This is a genomic window from Streptomyces sp. NPDC001443 (assembly GCF_053597355.1).
Map to the genome: position 1 here is coordinate 79394 of NZ_JBSFIA010000027.1, position 15620 is coordinate 95013.

At 72.6% G+C, this 15620-nt stretch carries 12 protein-coding genes and 1 pseudogene; 4 read left to right on the plus strand and 9 right to left on the minus strand.

Features of this window, described 5'->3' with window-relative positions:
- Positions 1–25 precede the first annotated feature (25 nt).
- The 7 genes and pseudogenes from ACWC24_RS26030 to ssd form a co-directional block, all read right to left on the minus strand.
- Positions 26–490 (minus strand): annotated as a pseudogene (locus tag ACWC24_RS26030) (Rv3654c family TadE-like protein); the annotation flags it as partial.
- Positions 487–861, minus strand: coding sequence for a TadE family type IV pilus minor pilin (locus ACWC24_RS26035; protein ID WP_450665284.1), 375 nt, complete (start codon positions 859–861; stop codon positions 487–489). The pseudogene ACWC24_RS26030 and the gene ACWC24_RS26035, both read right to left, overlap by 4 nt.
- Positions 848–1057 carry a DUF4244 domain-containing protein gene (locus tag ACWC24_RS26040; RefSeq protein WP_450665285.1) on the minus strand — a complete coding sequence of 70 codons (210 nt, stop codon included), beginning with the start codon at positions 1055–1057 and terminating at the stop codon, positions 848–850. The genes ACWC24_RS26035 and ACWC24_RS26040 overlap by 14 nt, the downstream gene beginning before the upstream one ends.
- A gap of 104 nt (positions 1058–1161) precedes the next feature.
- A complete protein-coding gene (locus ACWC24_RS26045) occupies positions 1162–1953 on the minus strand; it encodes a type II secretion system F family protein (protein WP_450665286.1) in 792 nt (263 codons plus the stop codon).
- A gap of 2 nt (positions 1954–1955) precedes the next feature.
- Positions 1956–2831, minus strand: a complete 876-nt coding sequence (locus tag ACWC24_RS26050; protein WP_450665327.1) for a type II secretion system F family protein — start codon at positions 2829–2831, stop codon at positions 1956–1958.
- A 233-nt stretch (positions 2832–3064) separates the two neighbouring features.
- Positions 3065–4267, minus strand: coding sequence for a TadA family conjugal transfer-associated ATPase (locus tag ACWC24_RS26055; protein ID WP_450665287.1), 1203 nt, complete (start codon positions 4265–4267; stop codon positions 3065–3067).
- Complete coding sequence (gene ssd, locus ACWC24_RS26060) at positions 4264–5376, minus strand: septum site-determining protein Ssd (RefSeq protein ID WP_450665288.1); 1113 nt, start codon at positions 5374–5376, stop codon at positions 4264–4266. The genes ACWC24_RS26055 and ssd overlap by 4 nt, the downstream gene beginning before the upstream one ends.
- A 558-nt stretch (positions 5377–5934) precedes the next feature.
- Here ssd and ACWC24_RS26065 point away from each other — a divergent pair.
- The gene (locus ACWC24_RS26065) at positions 5935–6780 is read left to right on the plus strand and encodes an HAD family hydrolase (protein ID WP_450665289.1); all 846 of its coding nucleotides are present in this window, start codon (positions 5935–5937) and stop codon (positions 6778–6780) included.
- A 379-nt stretch (positions 6781–7159) separates the two neighbouring features.
- On the opposite strand, the gene ACWC24_RS26070 is transcribed toward ACWC24_RS26065, so the two are convergent.
- Complete coding sequence (locus ACWC24_RS26070) at positions 7160–7984, minus strand: oxidoreductase (RefSeq protein ID WP_450665290.1); 825 nt, start codon at positions 7982–7984, stop codon at positions 7160–7162.
- A gap of 99 nt (positions 7985–8083) precedes the next feature.
- On the opposite strand from ACWC24_RS26070, the gene ACWC24_RS26075 reads away from it, so the two are divergent.
- Positions 8084–9064 carry an ATP-binding protein gene (locus ACWC24_RS26075; RefSeq protein WP_450665291.1) on the plus strand — a complete coding sequence of 327 codons (981 nt, stop codon included), beginning with the start codon at positions 8084–8086 and terminating at the stop codon, positions 9062–9064.
- 33 nt (positions 9065–9097) lie between these two features.
- On the opposite strand, the gene ACWC24_RS26080 is transcribed toward ACWC24_RS26075, so the two are convergent.
- Entirely contained in the window at positions 9098–10378 is a 1281-nt protein-coding gene (locus ACWC24_RS26080) for a hypothetical protein (protein WP_450665292.1), read from the minus strand.
- A 331-nt stretch (positions 10379–10709) separates the two neighbouring features.
- On the opposite strand from ACWC24_RS26080, the gene ACWC24_RS26085 reads away from it, so the two are divergent.
- Positions 10710–13295: a SulP family inorganic anion transporter gene (locus ACWC24_RS26085; RefSeq protein ID WP_450665293.1), complete on the plus strand. Its 2586-nt coding sequence runs from the start codon at positions 10710–10712 to the stop codon at positions 13293–13295.
- 264 nt (positions 13296–13559) lie between these two features.
- A complete protein-coding gene (gene acs / locus ACWC24_RS26090) occupies positions 13560–15518 on the plus strand; it encodes an acetate--CoA ligase (RefSeq protein ID WP_450665294.1) in 1959 nt (652 codons plus the stop codon).
- The last annotated feature ends 102 nt before the right edge of the window (positions 15519–15620 follow it).

Genomic DNA, 15620 nt, shown 5'->3' on the forward strand with positions numbered 1-15620 from the left:
GTCGCGGGACCGGCGCGGGAGCAGGGGCGGGTCCCCCGGTCGGCGCGGGGCCGGGAAGCGGCGCGGGGAGGGTCCGCGGGACCTGTCCCGGCGGACCCGCCGGGCCCGCCCGGGCCCTGACCTCGGCCTCGAACGGCCCCCGCCCCGAGGCCGCGGACACGTCCGAGACGGCGCCCACCACGGCGCACCGCACCAGCCGGGTGCCCTGGGCCCGAGCCACCCGCTCGGCCCGCGCGCAGGCCGCCGTGCCGCCCTCCGCCGCGTGGTCGGCCGCCGCGAGCGCCGCGAGGTCCGCTCCGCCGGCCGCCCGGTGCCGGGTCAGGACGGCCTGGCCCAGCGCCAGCACCACCCCGAACACCACGCACAGCACGGCGAGCGCTCCGACGCTCCAGACGGTGGCGGAACCGCGGTCCGAGCACGGCCCGCCGTCGCGTCCGGCGCCCTCCGCCCGGAGTCCTCGGACCGCCCTGAGCCCTCGACGCCCCGTCATGGATCCGCCTCCGCCGACTCCACCGTTTCCTCGGCCCATGCCACGGCCTCCTCCCGTACCTCGAACGGCAGCCCGTGCAGCGCCGGTGGCCTGGCCACGACCACCACACGGACCTGGTCACCCGAACGGCCCACCGTGACCTCCGCACCGCTCGGTGCCGCCGACCTGGTGACCTCCAGGACCGCGTCGGGCGAGTCCTGACGGGCCGCCGCCCGTGCCCCCGTCCGCGCCGCGTCCGCGCACTGGATCCGTACGGCCGCCACGAGCAGCCCCCACACCAGCGCCAGCGCGAACAGCACCAGCACGGGCAGCACCACCGCCGACTCGGCCGTCACGAACCCCCGGTCCGCTCCCCTCTCACATCGACGCACTGAGCGCTCGCTTCACGATGGCCTCCAGCTCCGCGCCGACCTCGCCGCTCGTCACCACTTTGTAGAGGAGCACGGCGAACGCCACTGCCGCGACGATCCCCATCGCGTACTCGGACGTGACCATCCCCGCGTCCTCACGTACCGCACGTGCCCTGTGCTTCAGGGCGCGCAGCCGCACCCGTACCGTCTTGTACATCTCAGCCCCCGTAAGGTCCGGTTCCGTCGATCTCTCTGGTCCGTGCCGGCCGGCCCGGTGCCGGCCCTCGCTCCCGGTCGTGCGCCCTCAGGCCTGTCGTCCGGTCATCCGCCACCTCCTCCTAGCACTTCGCCCGCCAGCCCGATCACCACGGGCAGTACGCCGACGGCGATGAACGCGGGCAGGAAGCACAGCCCCACCGGCACGGTGACCAGCACCGCCGCCCGTCTGGCCCGTACCGCCGCGTCACGCGCCCGTTCCGCGCGGGCGTCCGCGGCGAACCGTGCGACGGGGCCCGCCGCGGGGAGCCCGGAGACACCGGCCCGCTCCAGCAGCCGCGCCAGGGCCTCGGCGCCCGGGATCGAGGCCAGCCGCCGCCAGGCCTCGCCCGGTTCGCCCCCGAGCCGCACCTCCGCGGCGCCGCACACCAGCGCCGACCCGACCGGGCCGCCGAGCGCCTCGCCGGTCGCCTGGGCGGCGATCACCGGACCGGCTCCGGCCTCGACACAGGCACCCAGCAGTTCCGCGGCGAGCGGGAGCTGCCGGGCGGCCTCCCCCACGTCGACGTCCGCCGCGCTGCCTGCGGACGCCTGCGCCTGCCGCAGACGCCACCGCCGCAGCCCGGCCGCCATGAGCACGCCGGCCAGCACTCCTGCGAGGCCGCCGACCACCACCCATCCGGCGGTCACCGCCCCCGCCCAGGGCAGCCAGCGCCGTACGGCTTCACCGATCTCGGGGCGGCCACCCGTCGATTCCGACTCCAGGGCGAGCAGTTCGGCGATCCGCAGCCGTACCCTGCGCCGTCGCCGCACGGCCGCCGCCCAGGACCCCAGCCCACCGAGGACGAGCGCCACCCCCAAGGTCACCCCCAACCTGTGGAAAACTTCCGCTCCCACGCTCACGCGACCTCCGCCCCTCGTACGATCCGCAGCGCCCACCACATCCCGACGCCCTCGAGGAGAGCGCCGGCCAGCAGACAGCCCAGGCCGGCCCCGGTGTGCAGGAGCACGTGCAGCGGGTCGGCGCCCAGCGCGCCGCCGAGGAGGAGCCCCAGGGCGGGCAGACCGGCGAGCATCACCGCCGTGGAGCGGGCACCGGCCAGCTGGGCACGGAGGTCGGCTCGCTGGTCCCGTTCGGCGCGCAGCGCCCGCTCGATCCGGTCGAGTCCGGCCGCGAGGCCCGCACCCCGGTCCACGGCCACCCGCCAGCACGCCGCGAGTCCCAGCAGTCCCTCGGCCCCCGGTTGCCGAGCCGCGGCCGCGAGCACCGTCGGGACGTCCCCGCCGAACCTCGCCGCCGCCAGCACCGCCGCCTGCGCGTCCCCGAGCCCCTCGCAGTCGCGTGCGGCGCGCATCAGCGCCTCACCCGGCTGCCGCCCGGCCCGCACCTCTCCGGCGAGCGTCCCGCAGAGAGCGATGACCGCGTCTTCCCGGCGCTCCCGCGCTTTTCCGGCCCGGCCGGCCAGCCGCGCCCGGCGCGCCAGCGGCACCCCGGCGGCCCCCACGGCGACCGGCAGCACCGAGGCCCCCAGCACCGCCAGCACCAGTCCGGCGGCCAGCGCCCACCACTCGGCCCGCCAGCGTTCGCGGATCTGCCGCAGTCCACCGGACAGCCGCCGCAATACGGGCGGTCCGGTGGCGACCGCCCCGCCGCCCGCGAGCAGCAGTTGCGCCCGCCGGGCCGCGGAGTGCCGACCGCCCGTCCACCAGACGGCCGCTCCCGCGCACGCCACGCTCGCGCCCGTCACCGACTCGCCCCACGAGATCCCACCCATCGTGCTCACGTCTTGCGCCGTCCCTTCTCGTCATCCGGCACCTCCGCCCGTCGAGCCCGAGCGTCCGCCAGCCTGCCGTCCGCCCCGAACCGGTCACACGGACCGGTCACACGGACCGGTCACTCGAACCCCTCGGAACCCGTCACACCTCCACCCGCCGCCCCGCCCCATCCGGCCGACCCGCCGTCCTCTCCCCCTTGCTCGTCCTCCCTCCGCCGCCTTCCGGCCTGCCGTCACTCGCCCTCCCGTCCGTTCCCGCCGTCCGGGCCGCGAAGCAGCTCCCGCAGCCGCTCCCACCCCCGCTCGCGGGCGAACGCCCGCGCGCCCCAGCGCAGTGCCGGCACCGTCCGCACCAGCCCCGTCGCGTCCCGCTCCAGCACGTGGACCTCGGCGATCCGCCGCCGCCCCGCCCGGTCGCGCGAGAGGTGCAGAACCACCGACAGCGCCGCCGCGACCTGGCTGTGCAGCGCGGCCCGGTCGAGCCCGGCCGCGGTGCCGAGCGCCTCCAGCCGGGCCGGTACGTCGGCGGCCGCGTTGGCGTGGACCGTTCCGCACCCGCCTTGGTGACCGGTGTTCAACGCGGCCAGCAGATGGACCACTTCGGGGCCGCGCACCTCGCCGACGACCAGTCGGTCCGGGCGCATCCGCAGCGCCTGCCGCACCAGGTCCTCAAGGGTCACGAGGCCCGCGCCCTCCTGGTTGGCGGGTCTCGCCTCCAGACGTACGACGTGCGGATGATCCGGCCGCAGCTCCGCGGAGTCCTCCGCGAGCACGATCCGCTCCCCCGGACCCACGAGCCCGAGCAGCGCGCTCAGCAGGGTCGTCTTGCCGCTGCCGGTGCCGCCGCTGATCACGAAGGACAGCCGGGCCCTCAGCAGCGCCCGCAGCACCCGGTCCCCGCCCGGCGGCACGGTGCCCGCCGCGACCAACTCGTCGAGGGTGAAGGCACGAGGTCGCACCACCCGCAGTGAGAGGCAGGTGCAGCCGACGGCGACCGGGGGCAGCACCGCGTGCAGCCGGGTGCCGTCCGGCAGCCGGGCGTCGGCCCAGGGCCGCGCGTCGTCGAGCCGACGTCCGGCCACCGCGGCCAGCCGTTGCGCGAGGCGCCGTACGGCCGCCGCGTCCGGGAAGGTGACCGCGGTCAGTTCAAGCCCGCCGCCCCGGTCCACCCAGACCCGGTCCGGAGCCGAGACCAGCACGTCGGTCACCGTGGGATCCCCCAGCAGTGCCTCCAGCGGCCCGCTGCCGACCAGTTCGCAGCGCAGTTGCTCGGCGGCACCGAGCACTTCGGCGTCCCCGAGGACCCGTCCCTGTTCGCGCAGGGCCTGCGCCACGCGCGCGGGGGTCGGCTCGGCGCCGCTCTCGGCCAGCCACTGCCGTACGCCGTCCAGGAGCGCCGAGCCGGTGGCCCGCCCGGTTTCGGGGAAGGTGCTCACGGACCGGCCGTCTCGACCAGGGCCCGTGCCCAGAACTCCTTGCAGAACCGCGCGAGCGGTCCTCGCGCCGCCGCTCCCGGTGGCGCCTTGCCCCCGTTCGGCCGCAGCAGCGCGGACTCCGCGGGCACCTCGCCGGCCAGGGGCAGGCCGAGCAGCCGCGCCACTTCGCGGTCGTCGAGTCCGGGCGAGTAAGGCCCGCGGACCGCCACCCGCAGGTCGCGCAGGACCATGCCGACGGCCGACGCCACCCGTCCCGCCGCCGCCACGGCGCGCAGTTCGGCGGGGACCACGAGCAGTCCCAGATCGAGCTGGGCGAGCGCCTCGGCCACCCCGTCGTCGATGCGGCGCGGCAGGTCCACGACCACGGTGCCGCCCCGGCGCCGGGCCGCCGCGAGCACCGCCCGCACGGCCTGGGGCGGGATGGCGACGCAGTCGCCGCGGTCCCAGCTCAGCACCCTCAACGCGTGCAGGCGCGGCAGGGACTCCTCCAGGGCGCCGCCGCCGACGCGTCCGCGCGAGGCGGCGAAGGCGGGCCAGCGCAGCCCCTCGGCCGTCTCGCCGCCGAGGAGTACGTCGAGTCCGCCGCCCAGCGGATCCGCGTCCACCAGCAGGGTGCGCAGCCCCTCGCGTGCGGAGGTGACGGCGAGGGCGCACGCGAGCGTGGAGGCTCCGGCACCGCCACGGCCGCCGATCACGCCGACGGTGAGCGCGGGCCGGCCGACGCCCTCGGCGACGTCGGCGATGCGGTCGACCAGCCACTGCTCCCCGTCCGGCAGCATCAGGACGTGGTCGGCGCCGATCTCGACCGCCCGCCGCCACACCCCCGAGTCGTCCTGGTCCCGCCCGACGAGCACCACGCCGCGCCTGCGGGCGGCCCCGCGCACCCGCCGGGCGGCGTCGTCGCCGACCAGGACGAGGGGGGCGGTGTCCCAGCTGCCTCTCGGTTTCGGCACCCCGTGGTGGACCTCGGGTGTGGCGCCGGCCGCCGCGCACAGGCGGAGCAGGTCGTCCAGAAGCTCCGCGTCCTCCGTGACGATCAACGGCTTGCCCGGCCGGCCCCCGGTGGTCGGCGGCGGGTCGTGTGTGACGGTTCCGGCCACGGTTTCCATCCCCCTTCGCTGCTTCTCGCGCAGCCTCCGCGGCCCCGCGATTCCCGAACGTGTGAAGACCCGTCGTCCGGCCGCCCTATGAACGGCGGCCGGAAACCGGCCGAACGCGACCGGCAATCGGAACCGGCCATGGAACTCGCCGTGGGCCGGACGCGTCGGAATCACGGTGCAGCGATCCCGGAAATCTTGTGGATCTTGGTCGAAAACTGTGGACAACCCGCCTGTTGTGAATATCGCCGTCGCCCATACCGGAGAGCCCGCACCGGCATGTGCGCGACTTCCACAGAGGAGCCCGACGACTACGCACAGTGACCGATCATGGGTGCGCGAAGAGGGCGGCCTCGGCCGCCCAGAAGCGGCTCCGCGGCCGCGCAGAAGTGGGGAAAACCCATCCGGACATGCGACGACCCCCGCCGGGGGGGAGAGCGGGGGTCGTCTCCACGGCCGACTCGGGGGGGGAGGAGTCGGACCGGGTTAGCACGGTCGCGAACGATCCGTGACTTCCATGGTGTACCCGAGAGCCCTCTCAGGCAAACCCACGCGCCCACCTTACGCCGAATGGGCTGCGCCTATGCTCGGGGCGTGGAAAACCACTCCTTGCCCCGCGCAGCCGCCTTCTTCGACCTGGACAAGACGGTCATTGCGAAGTCGAGCACACTCACCTTCAGCAAGTCCTTCTACCAAGGCGGACTGATCAACCGCAGGGTCGCCTTGCGGACCGCATACGCCCAGTTCGTCTTCATGCTGGGCGGCATGGACCACGACCAGATGGAACGCATGCGTGCGTACCTGTCCGCGATGTGCCGCGGCTGGAACGTCCAGCAGGTGAAGGAACTCGTCGCCGAGACCCTTCACGACCTGATCGACCCGATCATCTACGACGAGGCCGCCTCCCTCATCGAGACGCACCACACCGCGGGACGCGACGTGGTGATCGTGTCCACGTCGGGCGCCGAAGTGGTCGAACCGATCGGCGAGCTGCTCGGCGCGGACCGCGTGGTGGCCACCCGGATGGTCGTGGGCGACGACGGCTGCTTCACCGGAGAGGTGGAGTACTACGCCTACGGCCCGACGAAGGCCGAGGCGATCAAGGAGCTGGCCGAGTCCGAGGGCTACGACCTCGCCCGCTGCTACGCCTACAGCGACTCCGCGACCGACCTGCCGATGCTCCGCTCCGTGGGCCATCCGCACGCCGTGAACCCGGACCGCGCGCTGCGCCGCGAGGCGGTCGCACAGGGCTGGCCGGTCCTCGACTTCCACCGGCCGGTGCGACTGAAGCAGCGCATTCCGGGGCTCGCCGTACCGACCCGGCCCGTCCTCGTCGCGGCCGCGGCGATAGGAGCCGCGGCGGCCACGGCGGGGCTGGTCTGGTACGCGAGCCGGCGTCGATCGGCCGTAGCCTGACCTGCGACTTCGCCCTGATCCGGCACCCTTTGCGACATTGGTGACTGATTAGCACGTCTTTGATACTGAAAGTAAAGAAGTGCGGTCAGGGGTTCCGCTTCCCCCGGGCGTGCAGTACAAAGGAATCAGTGGCCCGCGAGACCGAAGGACATCCGAGAGGATCACCTTTTAAACGCATTTGGCCCCACGGACCCCGCATGGACACCGGGCACCCACGCGACGTCGACCCGTCGATTACGGGCCAGCCGCACCAGGTACGGGCAAAGCTCCCGGCCTGATGGGTACATATCGAGGACGCCTGGTAACCGGGTGAACATGCCAGCGGCGGTACGGATCTCCGTACCGCCGCAACCCTGCGAGGCCCCTTCGGGGCCTCTTCTCATGCCGCCCCGCGCTGCAGCGCCTCGCACACCGCCGTCGACTCACGGGCCCCCAGCCCGACCGCCCGGCCGCAGTGGGTGATCCAGGCGGCCATTCCCTCCGGGGTGCCCGACACATAGCCGTCCAGGGCCGCGAGGTAGGCCGCCCGGCCCAGCTCGGCGTGGCCGACCTCGGCCGGGCAGACCGACTTGGGGTCGAGACCGCTGCCGACCAGCACGATGCGCTCGGCGCTGCGTGCCACCAGACCGTTGTGCGAGGTGAACGGGCGCAGCGCGAGGATCTCCCCGTGGACCACGGCCGCCGTCACCAGAGCCGGTGCCGAACCGCCCGCGATGATCAGCTCGGACAGACCCTCCAGCCGGCCGGACACCTCGGCCGCGCCCGGCAGCGACAGCTCGACCAGGGGCTCGTCGACCTCCTCGCCCGCCTGACGCGGCCGTCCGACCTCGCCCCCCTGGCTCGCGGCGGCGACCAGATGCAGCCGGGCCAGCACCCTGAGCGGCGACTGCCGCCAGATGGACAGCAGTTGGCCCGCCTCGGCGGTCAGCCGGAGCGCCGCACCCATGACGCGCGCCTCGTCGTCACCACTGAAGTCGGTGCGCCGACGCACCTCCTCGAGTCCCCAGTCCGCGCCGGACAGGGCCGCGGAACCCCTGGCGCCCCGCAGCGCCGCCTCGGAGGTGATCTCGTTGCTGCGGCGGCGCATGACCCGGTGGCCGTAGACCCGGTCCACGGCCTTGCGCACGGACTCCACGGACTCGGCCACCCCGGGCAGCGACCCCAGGGCCGCGAGCGGATCGGCGGACGCACCTGTCGTACTCATGAGTACGACATTACGCACCCTGGGGGCGCACCCCACGAAGGAGTGGTCTTCTTCACCCCCTAGCCACGCACAGCGATCGCACCACTACGCTTGGTGAACATGAAAATTGCTTTCGTCGGGAAGGGCGGCAGCGGCAAGACGACCCTGTCCTCCCTGTTCATCCGTCATCTCGCGGCCGCCGGAGCGCCGGTCGTCGCCGTCGACGCCGACATCAACCAGCACCTGGGCGCCGCCCTCGGCCTCGACGAGCAGGAGGCGGCGAGGCTGCCCGCCATGGGCGGTCAGCTTCGGCTGATCAAGGACTATCTGCGCGGCTCCAACCCGCGCATCGCCTCCGCCGAGACGATGATCAAGACGACACCTCCCGGCGAGGGCTCGCGTCTGCTGCGGGTCCGGGACCCCAATCCGGTCTACGACGCCTGCGCCCGACCGGTGGAACTCGACGGCGGCGCCGTCCGTTTGATGGTCACCGGCCCCTTCGCCGACTCCGACCTGGGGGTCGCCTGCTACCACTCCAAGACGGGCGCGGTGGAGCTCTGCCTGAACCACCTGGCGGACGGCCCCGGCGAGTATGTCGTGGTCGACATGACGGCAGGTTCGGACTCCTTCGCCTCCGGCATGTTCACCCGCTTCGACATCACGTTCCTCGTCGCCGAGCCGACCCGGAAGGGGGTCTCCGTCTATCGCCAGTACAAGGAGTACGCCCGCGACTTCGGCGTCGCCCTGAAGGTCGTCGGCAACAAGGTGCAGAACCAGGACGACATCGACTTCCTGCGCAGCGAGGTCGGCGACGACCTGCTGGTGACGGTCGGGCACTCGGACTGGGTGCGCGCGATGGAGAAGGGCCGGCCGCCCCGGTTCGAGCTCCTGGAGGACGGCAACCGCCGCGCCCTGCGCCTGCTGCACACGGCCACCGACGCGACCTACGAACAGCGCGACTGGGAGCGCTACACACGGCAGATGGTGCACTTCCACCTGAAGAACGCCCAGTCCTGGGGAAACGAGCGCACCGGGGCCGACCTGGCGGCACAGATCGACCCCGGGTTCGTGCTCGGCGAGGGGGTCACCGCCCCCGCGTAGCCGAGCCGGCCGTCGCCCTCCCGGAAGCGAGGGCTACCCGTTGGCCGGCGGCGCCCCGGGCACACCCTTGGGAGCGGGGGCCGGGCGCGCCGACAGGAAGGACGCCCAGCCCTGCCCGGGGGCTTGACCCACCTCCAGGGTGCGCAGTCTGGCCAGGATCTGCGGGTCCTGGGCGTCCAGCCAGTCGGCGAGCTGCCGGAAGGAGACGCAGCGCACCTCGGGCTTGTTGCAGACGTTCCCGATGACCTGGTCGAGGGCGCGCGTGTAGGTGCCGCCGTTCCAGGACTCGAAGTGGTTGCCGATGACCAGCGGTGCGCGATTGCCGTCGTAGGCGCGCTCGAAGCCCTTGAGCAGGCCGTCCCGCATCTGGTCGCCCCAGAGGGCGTACTTGTCCGGGTCGCCCTGGGTCTTCGTGCCCGACTGGTTGACCATGAAGTTGTAGTCCATGGTGAGCTGCTCGTAGGTGTGGCCGGGGAAGGGCACGAGCTGCATGGACAGGTCCCACAGACCTTCCCGCCTCTTCGGCCAGACCTGGTTGTTCACGCCGCTGGTGTCGTAGCGGAAGCCCAGCTGGGCGGCGGCCTTCACGAAGTTGTCCCGGCCCTCCAGACAGGGAGTGCGGGCGCCGATGAGCTCCTTGTCGTAGTCGAAGGGCAGCGGGGACGACTTTGTCATGCCGCTGTTGGTCTTCCATGACTCGACGAATCGCTTGGCCTGGGCGATCTCGTCCTTCCACTCGCTGACGGACCACTCGCCGACGCCACCGTTCGGGCCGCAGAAGTGGCCGTTGAAGTGGGTGCCGATCTCGTTGCCCTCCAGCCACGCCATACGCAGTTGCTTCACGGTGTCGGCGATGCCCTGCTCGTCGTTGAAACCGATGTCCGAGCGGCCCGGCGAGTGCTGTGGCGGCTTGTAGAGGTCACGCTTCTCCTTGGGCAGCATGTACACGCCGCTCAGGAAGTACGTCATCGTCGCGTGGTTCTCCTTGGCGACCTTGCGGAAGTGGGAGAACAGCTTCTGGCTGTCCTCGCCCGCCCCGTCCCAGGAGAAGACCACGAACTGCGGGGGCTTCTGGCCCGGCTTGAGCCGTTCCGGCCTCGGCAGGTGCGGCTGCGCCCCGGTGTACGCGGTGGAACCGTCGCCGATCAGGCGGACCACGCTCCCCGGTGCCGGGGCGCCCTTGACCTTCTGCGGGCCGGGCCCCCCTTCGTTCGCACCGGGAGGAACCCCGGCTCCCGTCGTGCAGCCGGCGAGCGACACGGCTACGGCCGCGGCGACCACAGCGCCCGCGACGATCCTCTGGGTGGCGGCCATGTCCGCCCACCTTCTTCCTTCTCTCAGGCCGACGCCGAGGGCGGCGTCTTCCGGGACGTGCCGGGACGAGCCGACAGTGCCGTCAAGGTCGCACGAGGCCGAGAAGGAATTAATACGACAAGCCGACCAAGTGCATAGATCACCCCGTTGAGTGATTTATTGACCTATTTGCCCGCAATGGCCATCTCCGGCCTTTACTTTGCATTACGGTCTATTTACCGAACGTTGATTTATCCCGCCGTAGTACGCCGTGACCCACGGCCGCGACCAGAGCCCCGCCAGACGGGGACCATCCGTTCCGCGACCGCGCTGCCCCGGAGGAGACGGGAACATGTCAGCCAGCGTCCCCACCCGATCCCACGCCCTCGACCTCGGCCTCGCCCGGCGGACCGCAGCGCCGGCCGCCGCCCCGACCCTGGCGAAGGACCACCGCTCGCCCGCTCACCCCCCGCCGGCCCCACCCCGGCGCTCCCCCTTCGCGGGGGCCGATCTGTCCGCGTCGATCGCGGTCTTCCTGATCGCCCTGCCCCTCTCCCTGGGAATCGCCCTGGCCACCGGCGCCCCCCTCCAGTCCGGCCTGGTGGCCGCGGCCGTGGGCGGACTGGTCGTCGGCCGGCTCGGCGGCTCCCCGCTCCAGGTCAGCGGCCCGGCAGCCGGACTCACGGTCGTCACCGCCGACCTCATCCACCGCTACGGATGGCGTACGACCTGTGCCATCACCGTCCTCGCCGGACTCGCCCAACTCGCTCTGGGCTGCCTGCGCGTGGCACGCGGCGCGCTCGCGGTCAGCCCCGCCGTCGTGCACGGCATGCTCGCCGGCATCGGCATCACCATCGCCGTCGCACAGCTGCACATCGTCCTCGGCGGCAGTCCCCAGAGCTCGGTCCTCGCCAACCTCGGCGCGCTGCCCGCGCAGTTGGCCGGTCTGCACCCGGCCTCCGTGTCCGTGAGCGCGCTGACCCTCACCCTGCTGCTGCTCTGGCCCCGGATCCCGGGCCCGGCCGGGCGTCTGCTGAGCCGGATCCCGGCGGCGCTCGTCGCCGTCGCCGGAGCCACCACGGTCGCCGCCCTGACCGGACTGACCCTGCCCAGGGTCGACCTGCCGTCCTGGCACAGTCATGCCCTGGCCGGACTGCCCGAGGGCCCCGCGCTCGGCCTGGTCGCCGCCGTGCTCACCACCACGCTGGTGTGCAGCGTGCAGTCGCTGCTCGGCGCGGTCGCGGTGGACAAACTGGTGGCCCGCACCCCCGGCCTGAGCACCCGTGTCGGCCGCTCCCGGCTGGACCGCGAGCTGCTCGGCCAGGGCGCCGCCAACATGGTCTCCGGAGCACTCGGCGGGCTGCCCGTGGCCGGAGTGGCCGTCCGCAGTTCGGCGAATGTCCGAGCCGGGGCGGTGAGCCGGAACTCCACGATGCTGCACGGCGTTCTCGTAGTGGTCGCCGCGCTGCTGATGGTCCCGATCCTGGAGCTCATCCCGCTCGCCTCGCTCGCCGCCCTGGTGATGGCCGTCGGCATCCAGATGGTGTCCCTGCACCACATCCGCACGGTGACCCGCCACCGCGAAGTGCTGGTGTACGCCGTCACCACACTCGGCGTGGTGGTCCTCGGGGTCCTGCAGGGTGTGACGCTGGGCATCGCCGTCGCCGTCGCCGTCGCCCTGCACCGCCTCACCCGCACCCGCATCACGCACGACGAGAGGGAGGGAGTCCATCACGTACACGTACGAGGACAGCTGACGTTCCTGGCGGTGCCACGGCTGAACCAGGCCCTGCATCTCGTACCGGAGGGCGCCCACGCCGTGGTGGAGCTGGACGGTTCGTTCATGGACCACGCGGCGTACGAGTCGCTGCACGACTGGCAGAAGACGCACACCGCGCAGGGCGGTTCCGCCGAGCTGACCAGCCGCAGCGCCCGGGTCCGGATCGCCGAGCCCTCCCCTGCGGCAGGGCGCCGCACCGGCGGCACGGTCACGGCCGAGGGGTCCGACGGCTGCCGCTGCCGGCCCTGGACGGCCTGGCGCAACCATCAGTGCGAGGGCCCGCGGTCCGTGGTGCCGTCCGGCGGCCGTCCGGCGGGGGCGTCGGGCCCGCACGGCGCCGGAGCGGCAGGCCACGGCCCGGACCGGCCGACGCAGGACCACCCGGCCGGCGCACCGAGCGGAGCCAACGGCGGAGCACCCGTCGGGGTGAGCGGCGGAACACCGGACGGAAATCCGGCAGACCCGTCGCCGCCGGAGCCCAGCGAGCGCCAACTGGTGCGTGGCATCAGCGCGTTCCAGCGCAACACCGCGCCCCTGGTACGGGGTGAACTGGCCCGGCTGGCCCGCGAGGGCCAGCGCCCGACCCAACTCTTCCTGACCTGTGCCGACTCACGCCTCGTCACCTCGATGATCACCTCCAGTGGTCCGGGCGACCTCTTCGTGGTGCGCAACGTGGGCAACCTCGTACCGCTGCCAGGCGAGGAGAACGGGGACGACTCGGTGGGGGCCGCGATCGAGTACGCGGTGGACGTGCTGAAGGTGCGCTCCGTCACGGTGTGCGGGCACTCGGGGTGCGGGGCCATGCAGGCGCTGCTCGACGCCGGTCCGGGCGACGCCCGGACCCCGCTGGCACGCTGGCTGCGGCACGGCCGACCGAGCCTGCGCCGGATGGCCGACGAGGCCGACACCGACCGGCCCGGCGCCCGGATGACCGGACGCGAGCCCGAGGACGTGGTCGAGCGGCTCTGTCTGACCAACGTCGTCCAGCAGCTGGACCATCTGCGCGCGCACGAGTCGGTGGCCCGAGCCCTCGGGGAAGGAGCACTGGAACTGCACGGGATGTACTTCCATGTGGGCGAGGCCCAGGCCTATCTGCTCACGGAGACCGACGGGGGCCGGGTCTTCGGCCATGTGGGGGCCGCGGATCTGACCGCGTGATCGCCGCACCACGCCCCGCACCACACCCCACGCCCCGCCCCGCCCCCGCATCCGGTGCCGGGGCCCGGGGCGTGAGGGGTGGCGCGGGGGGGCCGAACCGGGTCGTGCGGGCGTCCCCGGGTAGGGATGACCTCGACTTCCCGGACCTCGCCCCACCTTCCCCATAGGTCTAAACCAATTTCTCGACGGCCCTTGTCATCGGGCCCCCGCGTCTGATGAGGTGTGGTCTGGGACACAACGGACACCCTTCGAAAGGGAGATGTCGTGAGCAACGAGAGCCTGGCCAACCTGCTCAAGGAAGAACGCAGGTTCGCGCCACCCGCCGACCTGGCCGCGAACGCCAATGTCACCGCGGAGGCGTACGAACAGGCCAAGGCTGACAGGCTCGGCTTCTGGGCCGAGCAGGCCCGGCGGCTGACCTGGGCCGAGGAGCCGACGGAGACGCTGGACTGGTCGAACCCGCCGTTCGCCAAGTGGTTCAAGGACGGCACGCTGAACGTCGCGTACAACTGCGTCGACCGGCATGTCGAGGCCGGACACGGCGACCGGGTCGCCATCCACTTCGAGGGCGAGCCGGGCGACAGCCGTGCCCTCACCTACGCCGACCTCAAGGACGAGGTCTCCAGGGCCGCCAACGCGCTGCTGGAGCTGGGTGTCCGGAAGGGCGACCGGGTCGCCGTCTACATGCCGATGATTCCCGAGACCGCGATCGCGATGCTGGCCTGCGCCCGTATCGGCGCCGCGCACTCGGTCGTCTTCGGCGGTTTCTCCGCGGACGCCCTCGCCACTCGTATCCAGGACGCCGACGCCAAGGTCGTCATCACCTCCGACGGCGGCTGGCGGCGCGGCAAGCCGTCCGCGCTGAAGCCGGCCGTCGACGAGGCGATCACCAAGGTCGACAACGTGGAGCACGTGCTCGTGGTCCGCCGCACCGGCCAGGAGGTCGCGTGGCACGACGAGCGCGACGTGTGGTGGCACGAGATCGTGGAGCGGCAGTCGGCCGAGCACACGCCGGAGGCGTTCGAGGCCGAGCAGCCGCTGTTCATCCTCTACACGTCCGGCACGACGGGCAAGCCGAAGGGCATCCTGCACACCTCCGGCGGCTACCTCACCCAGGCCGCGTACACCCACCACGCCGTCTTCGACCTCAAGCCGGAGACCGACGTGTACTGGTGCACGGCCGACGTCGGCTGGGTCACCGGACACTCCTACATCGTCTACGGGCCGCTGGCCAACGGCGCCACCCAGGTGATGTACGAGGGCACGCCCGACACCCCGCACCAGGGCCGCTTCTGGGAGATCGTGCAGAAGTACGGGGTGACGATCCTGTACACGGCGCCGACCGCCATCCGCACGTTCATGAAGTGGGGCGACGACATCCCCGCGAAGTTCGACCTGTCGTCCCTGCGGGTCCTGGGTTCGGTGGGCGAGCCCATCAACCCCGAGGCCTGGATCTGGTACCGCAAGCACATCGGCGCGGACCGGACGCCCATCGTCGACACCTGGTGGCAGACCGAGACCGGCGCGATGATGATCTCGCCGCTGCCGGGCGTCACCGAGACCAAGCCGGGTTCGGCGCAGACCCCGCTGCCGGGCATCTGCGCGACGGTCGTCGACGACGAGGCGAACGAGGTGCCGAACGGTGGCGGCGGCTACCTCGTCCTCACCGAGCCGTGGCCGTCGATGCTGCGCACCATCTGGGGCGACGACCAGCGCTTCCTCGACACGTACTGGTCCCGGTTCGAAGGCAAGTACTTCGCCGGCGACGGGGCGAAGAAGGACGAGGACGGCGACATCTGGCTGCTGGGCCGGGTCGACGACGTGATGCTGGTGTCCGGACACAACATCTCGACCACCGAGGTCGAGTCGGCGCTGGTCTCGCACCCGGCGGTCGCCGAGGCGGCCGTGGTCGGCGCGGCGGACGAGACGACCGGGCAGGCCATCGTCGCCTTCGTCATCCTGCGCGGCACGGCGGACGCCGAGGACGAGAACCTCGTCGCCGAGCTGCGCAACCACGTCGGCGCCACCCTCGGCCCGATCGCCAAGCCCAAGCGGGTCCTGCCGGTGGCCGAGCTGCCGAAGACCCGCTCCGGCAAGATCATGCGCCGGCTGCTGCGGGACGTCGCCGAGAACCGCCAGTTGGGTGACGTCACCACACTGACGGACTCCTCGGTCATGGATCTCATCCAGTCCAGGCTCCCGGCGGCGCCGAGCGAGGACTGAGAGCGGTCAGAGGGGCGCCCGGCCACAAACCGGGCGCCCCTTTTGTCCATAAAGGGGCATTTGCCGGTGTAATGGTCGGGTAACCTGTCGGCTCAGGTGTGC

What these genes read in the sequence shown, in the direction of transcription:
- ACWC24_RS26040 (WP_450665285.1), bottom strand. Translation starts at nt 1,057, where the DNA reads ATGTACAAGACGGTACGGGTGCGGCTGCGCGCCCTGAAGCACAGGGCA.
- ACWC24_RS26050 (WP_450665327.1), bottom strand. Translation starts at nt 2,831, where the DNA reads ATGGGTGGGATCTCGTGGGGCGAGTCGGTGACGGGCGCGAGCGTGGCG.
- ssd (WP_450665288.1), bottom strand. Translation starts at nt 5,376, where the DNA reads ATGGAAACCGTGGCCGGAACCGTCACACACGACCCGCCGCCGACCACC.
- ACWC24_RS26065 (WP_450665289.1), top strand. Translation starts at nt 5,935, where the DNA reads ATGGGCTGCGCCTATGCTCGGGGCGTGGAAAACCACTCCTTGCCCCGC.
- ACWC24_RS26070 (WP_450665290.1), bottom strand. Translation starts at nt 7,984, where the DNA reads ATGAGTACGACAGGTGCGTCCGCCGATCCGCTCGCGGCCCTGGGGTCG.
- ACWC24_RS26075 (WP_450665291.1), top strand. Translation starts at nt 8,084, where the DNA reads ATGAAAATTGCTTTCGTCGGGAAGGGCGGCAGCGGCAAGACGACCCTG.
- ACWC24_RS26080 (WP_450665292.1), bottom strand. Translation starts at nt 10,378, where the DNA reads ATGGCCGCCACCCAGAGGATCGTCGCGGGCGCTGTGGTCGCCGCGGCC.
- ACWC24_RS26085 (WP_450665293.1), top strand. Translation starts at nt 10,710, where the DNA reads ATGTCAGCCAGCGTCCCCACCCGATCCCACGCCCTCGACCTCGGCCTC.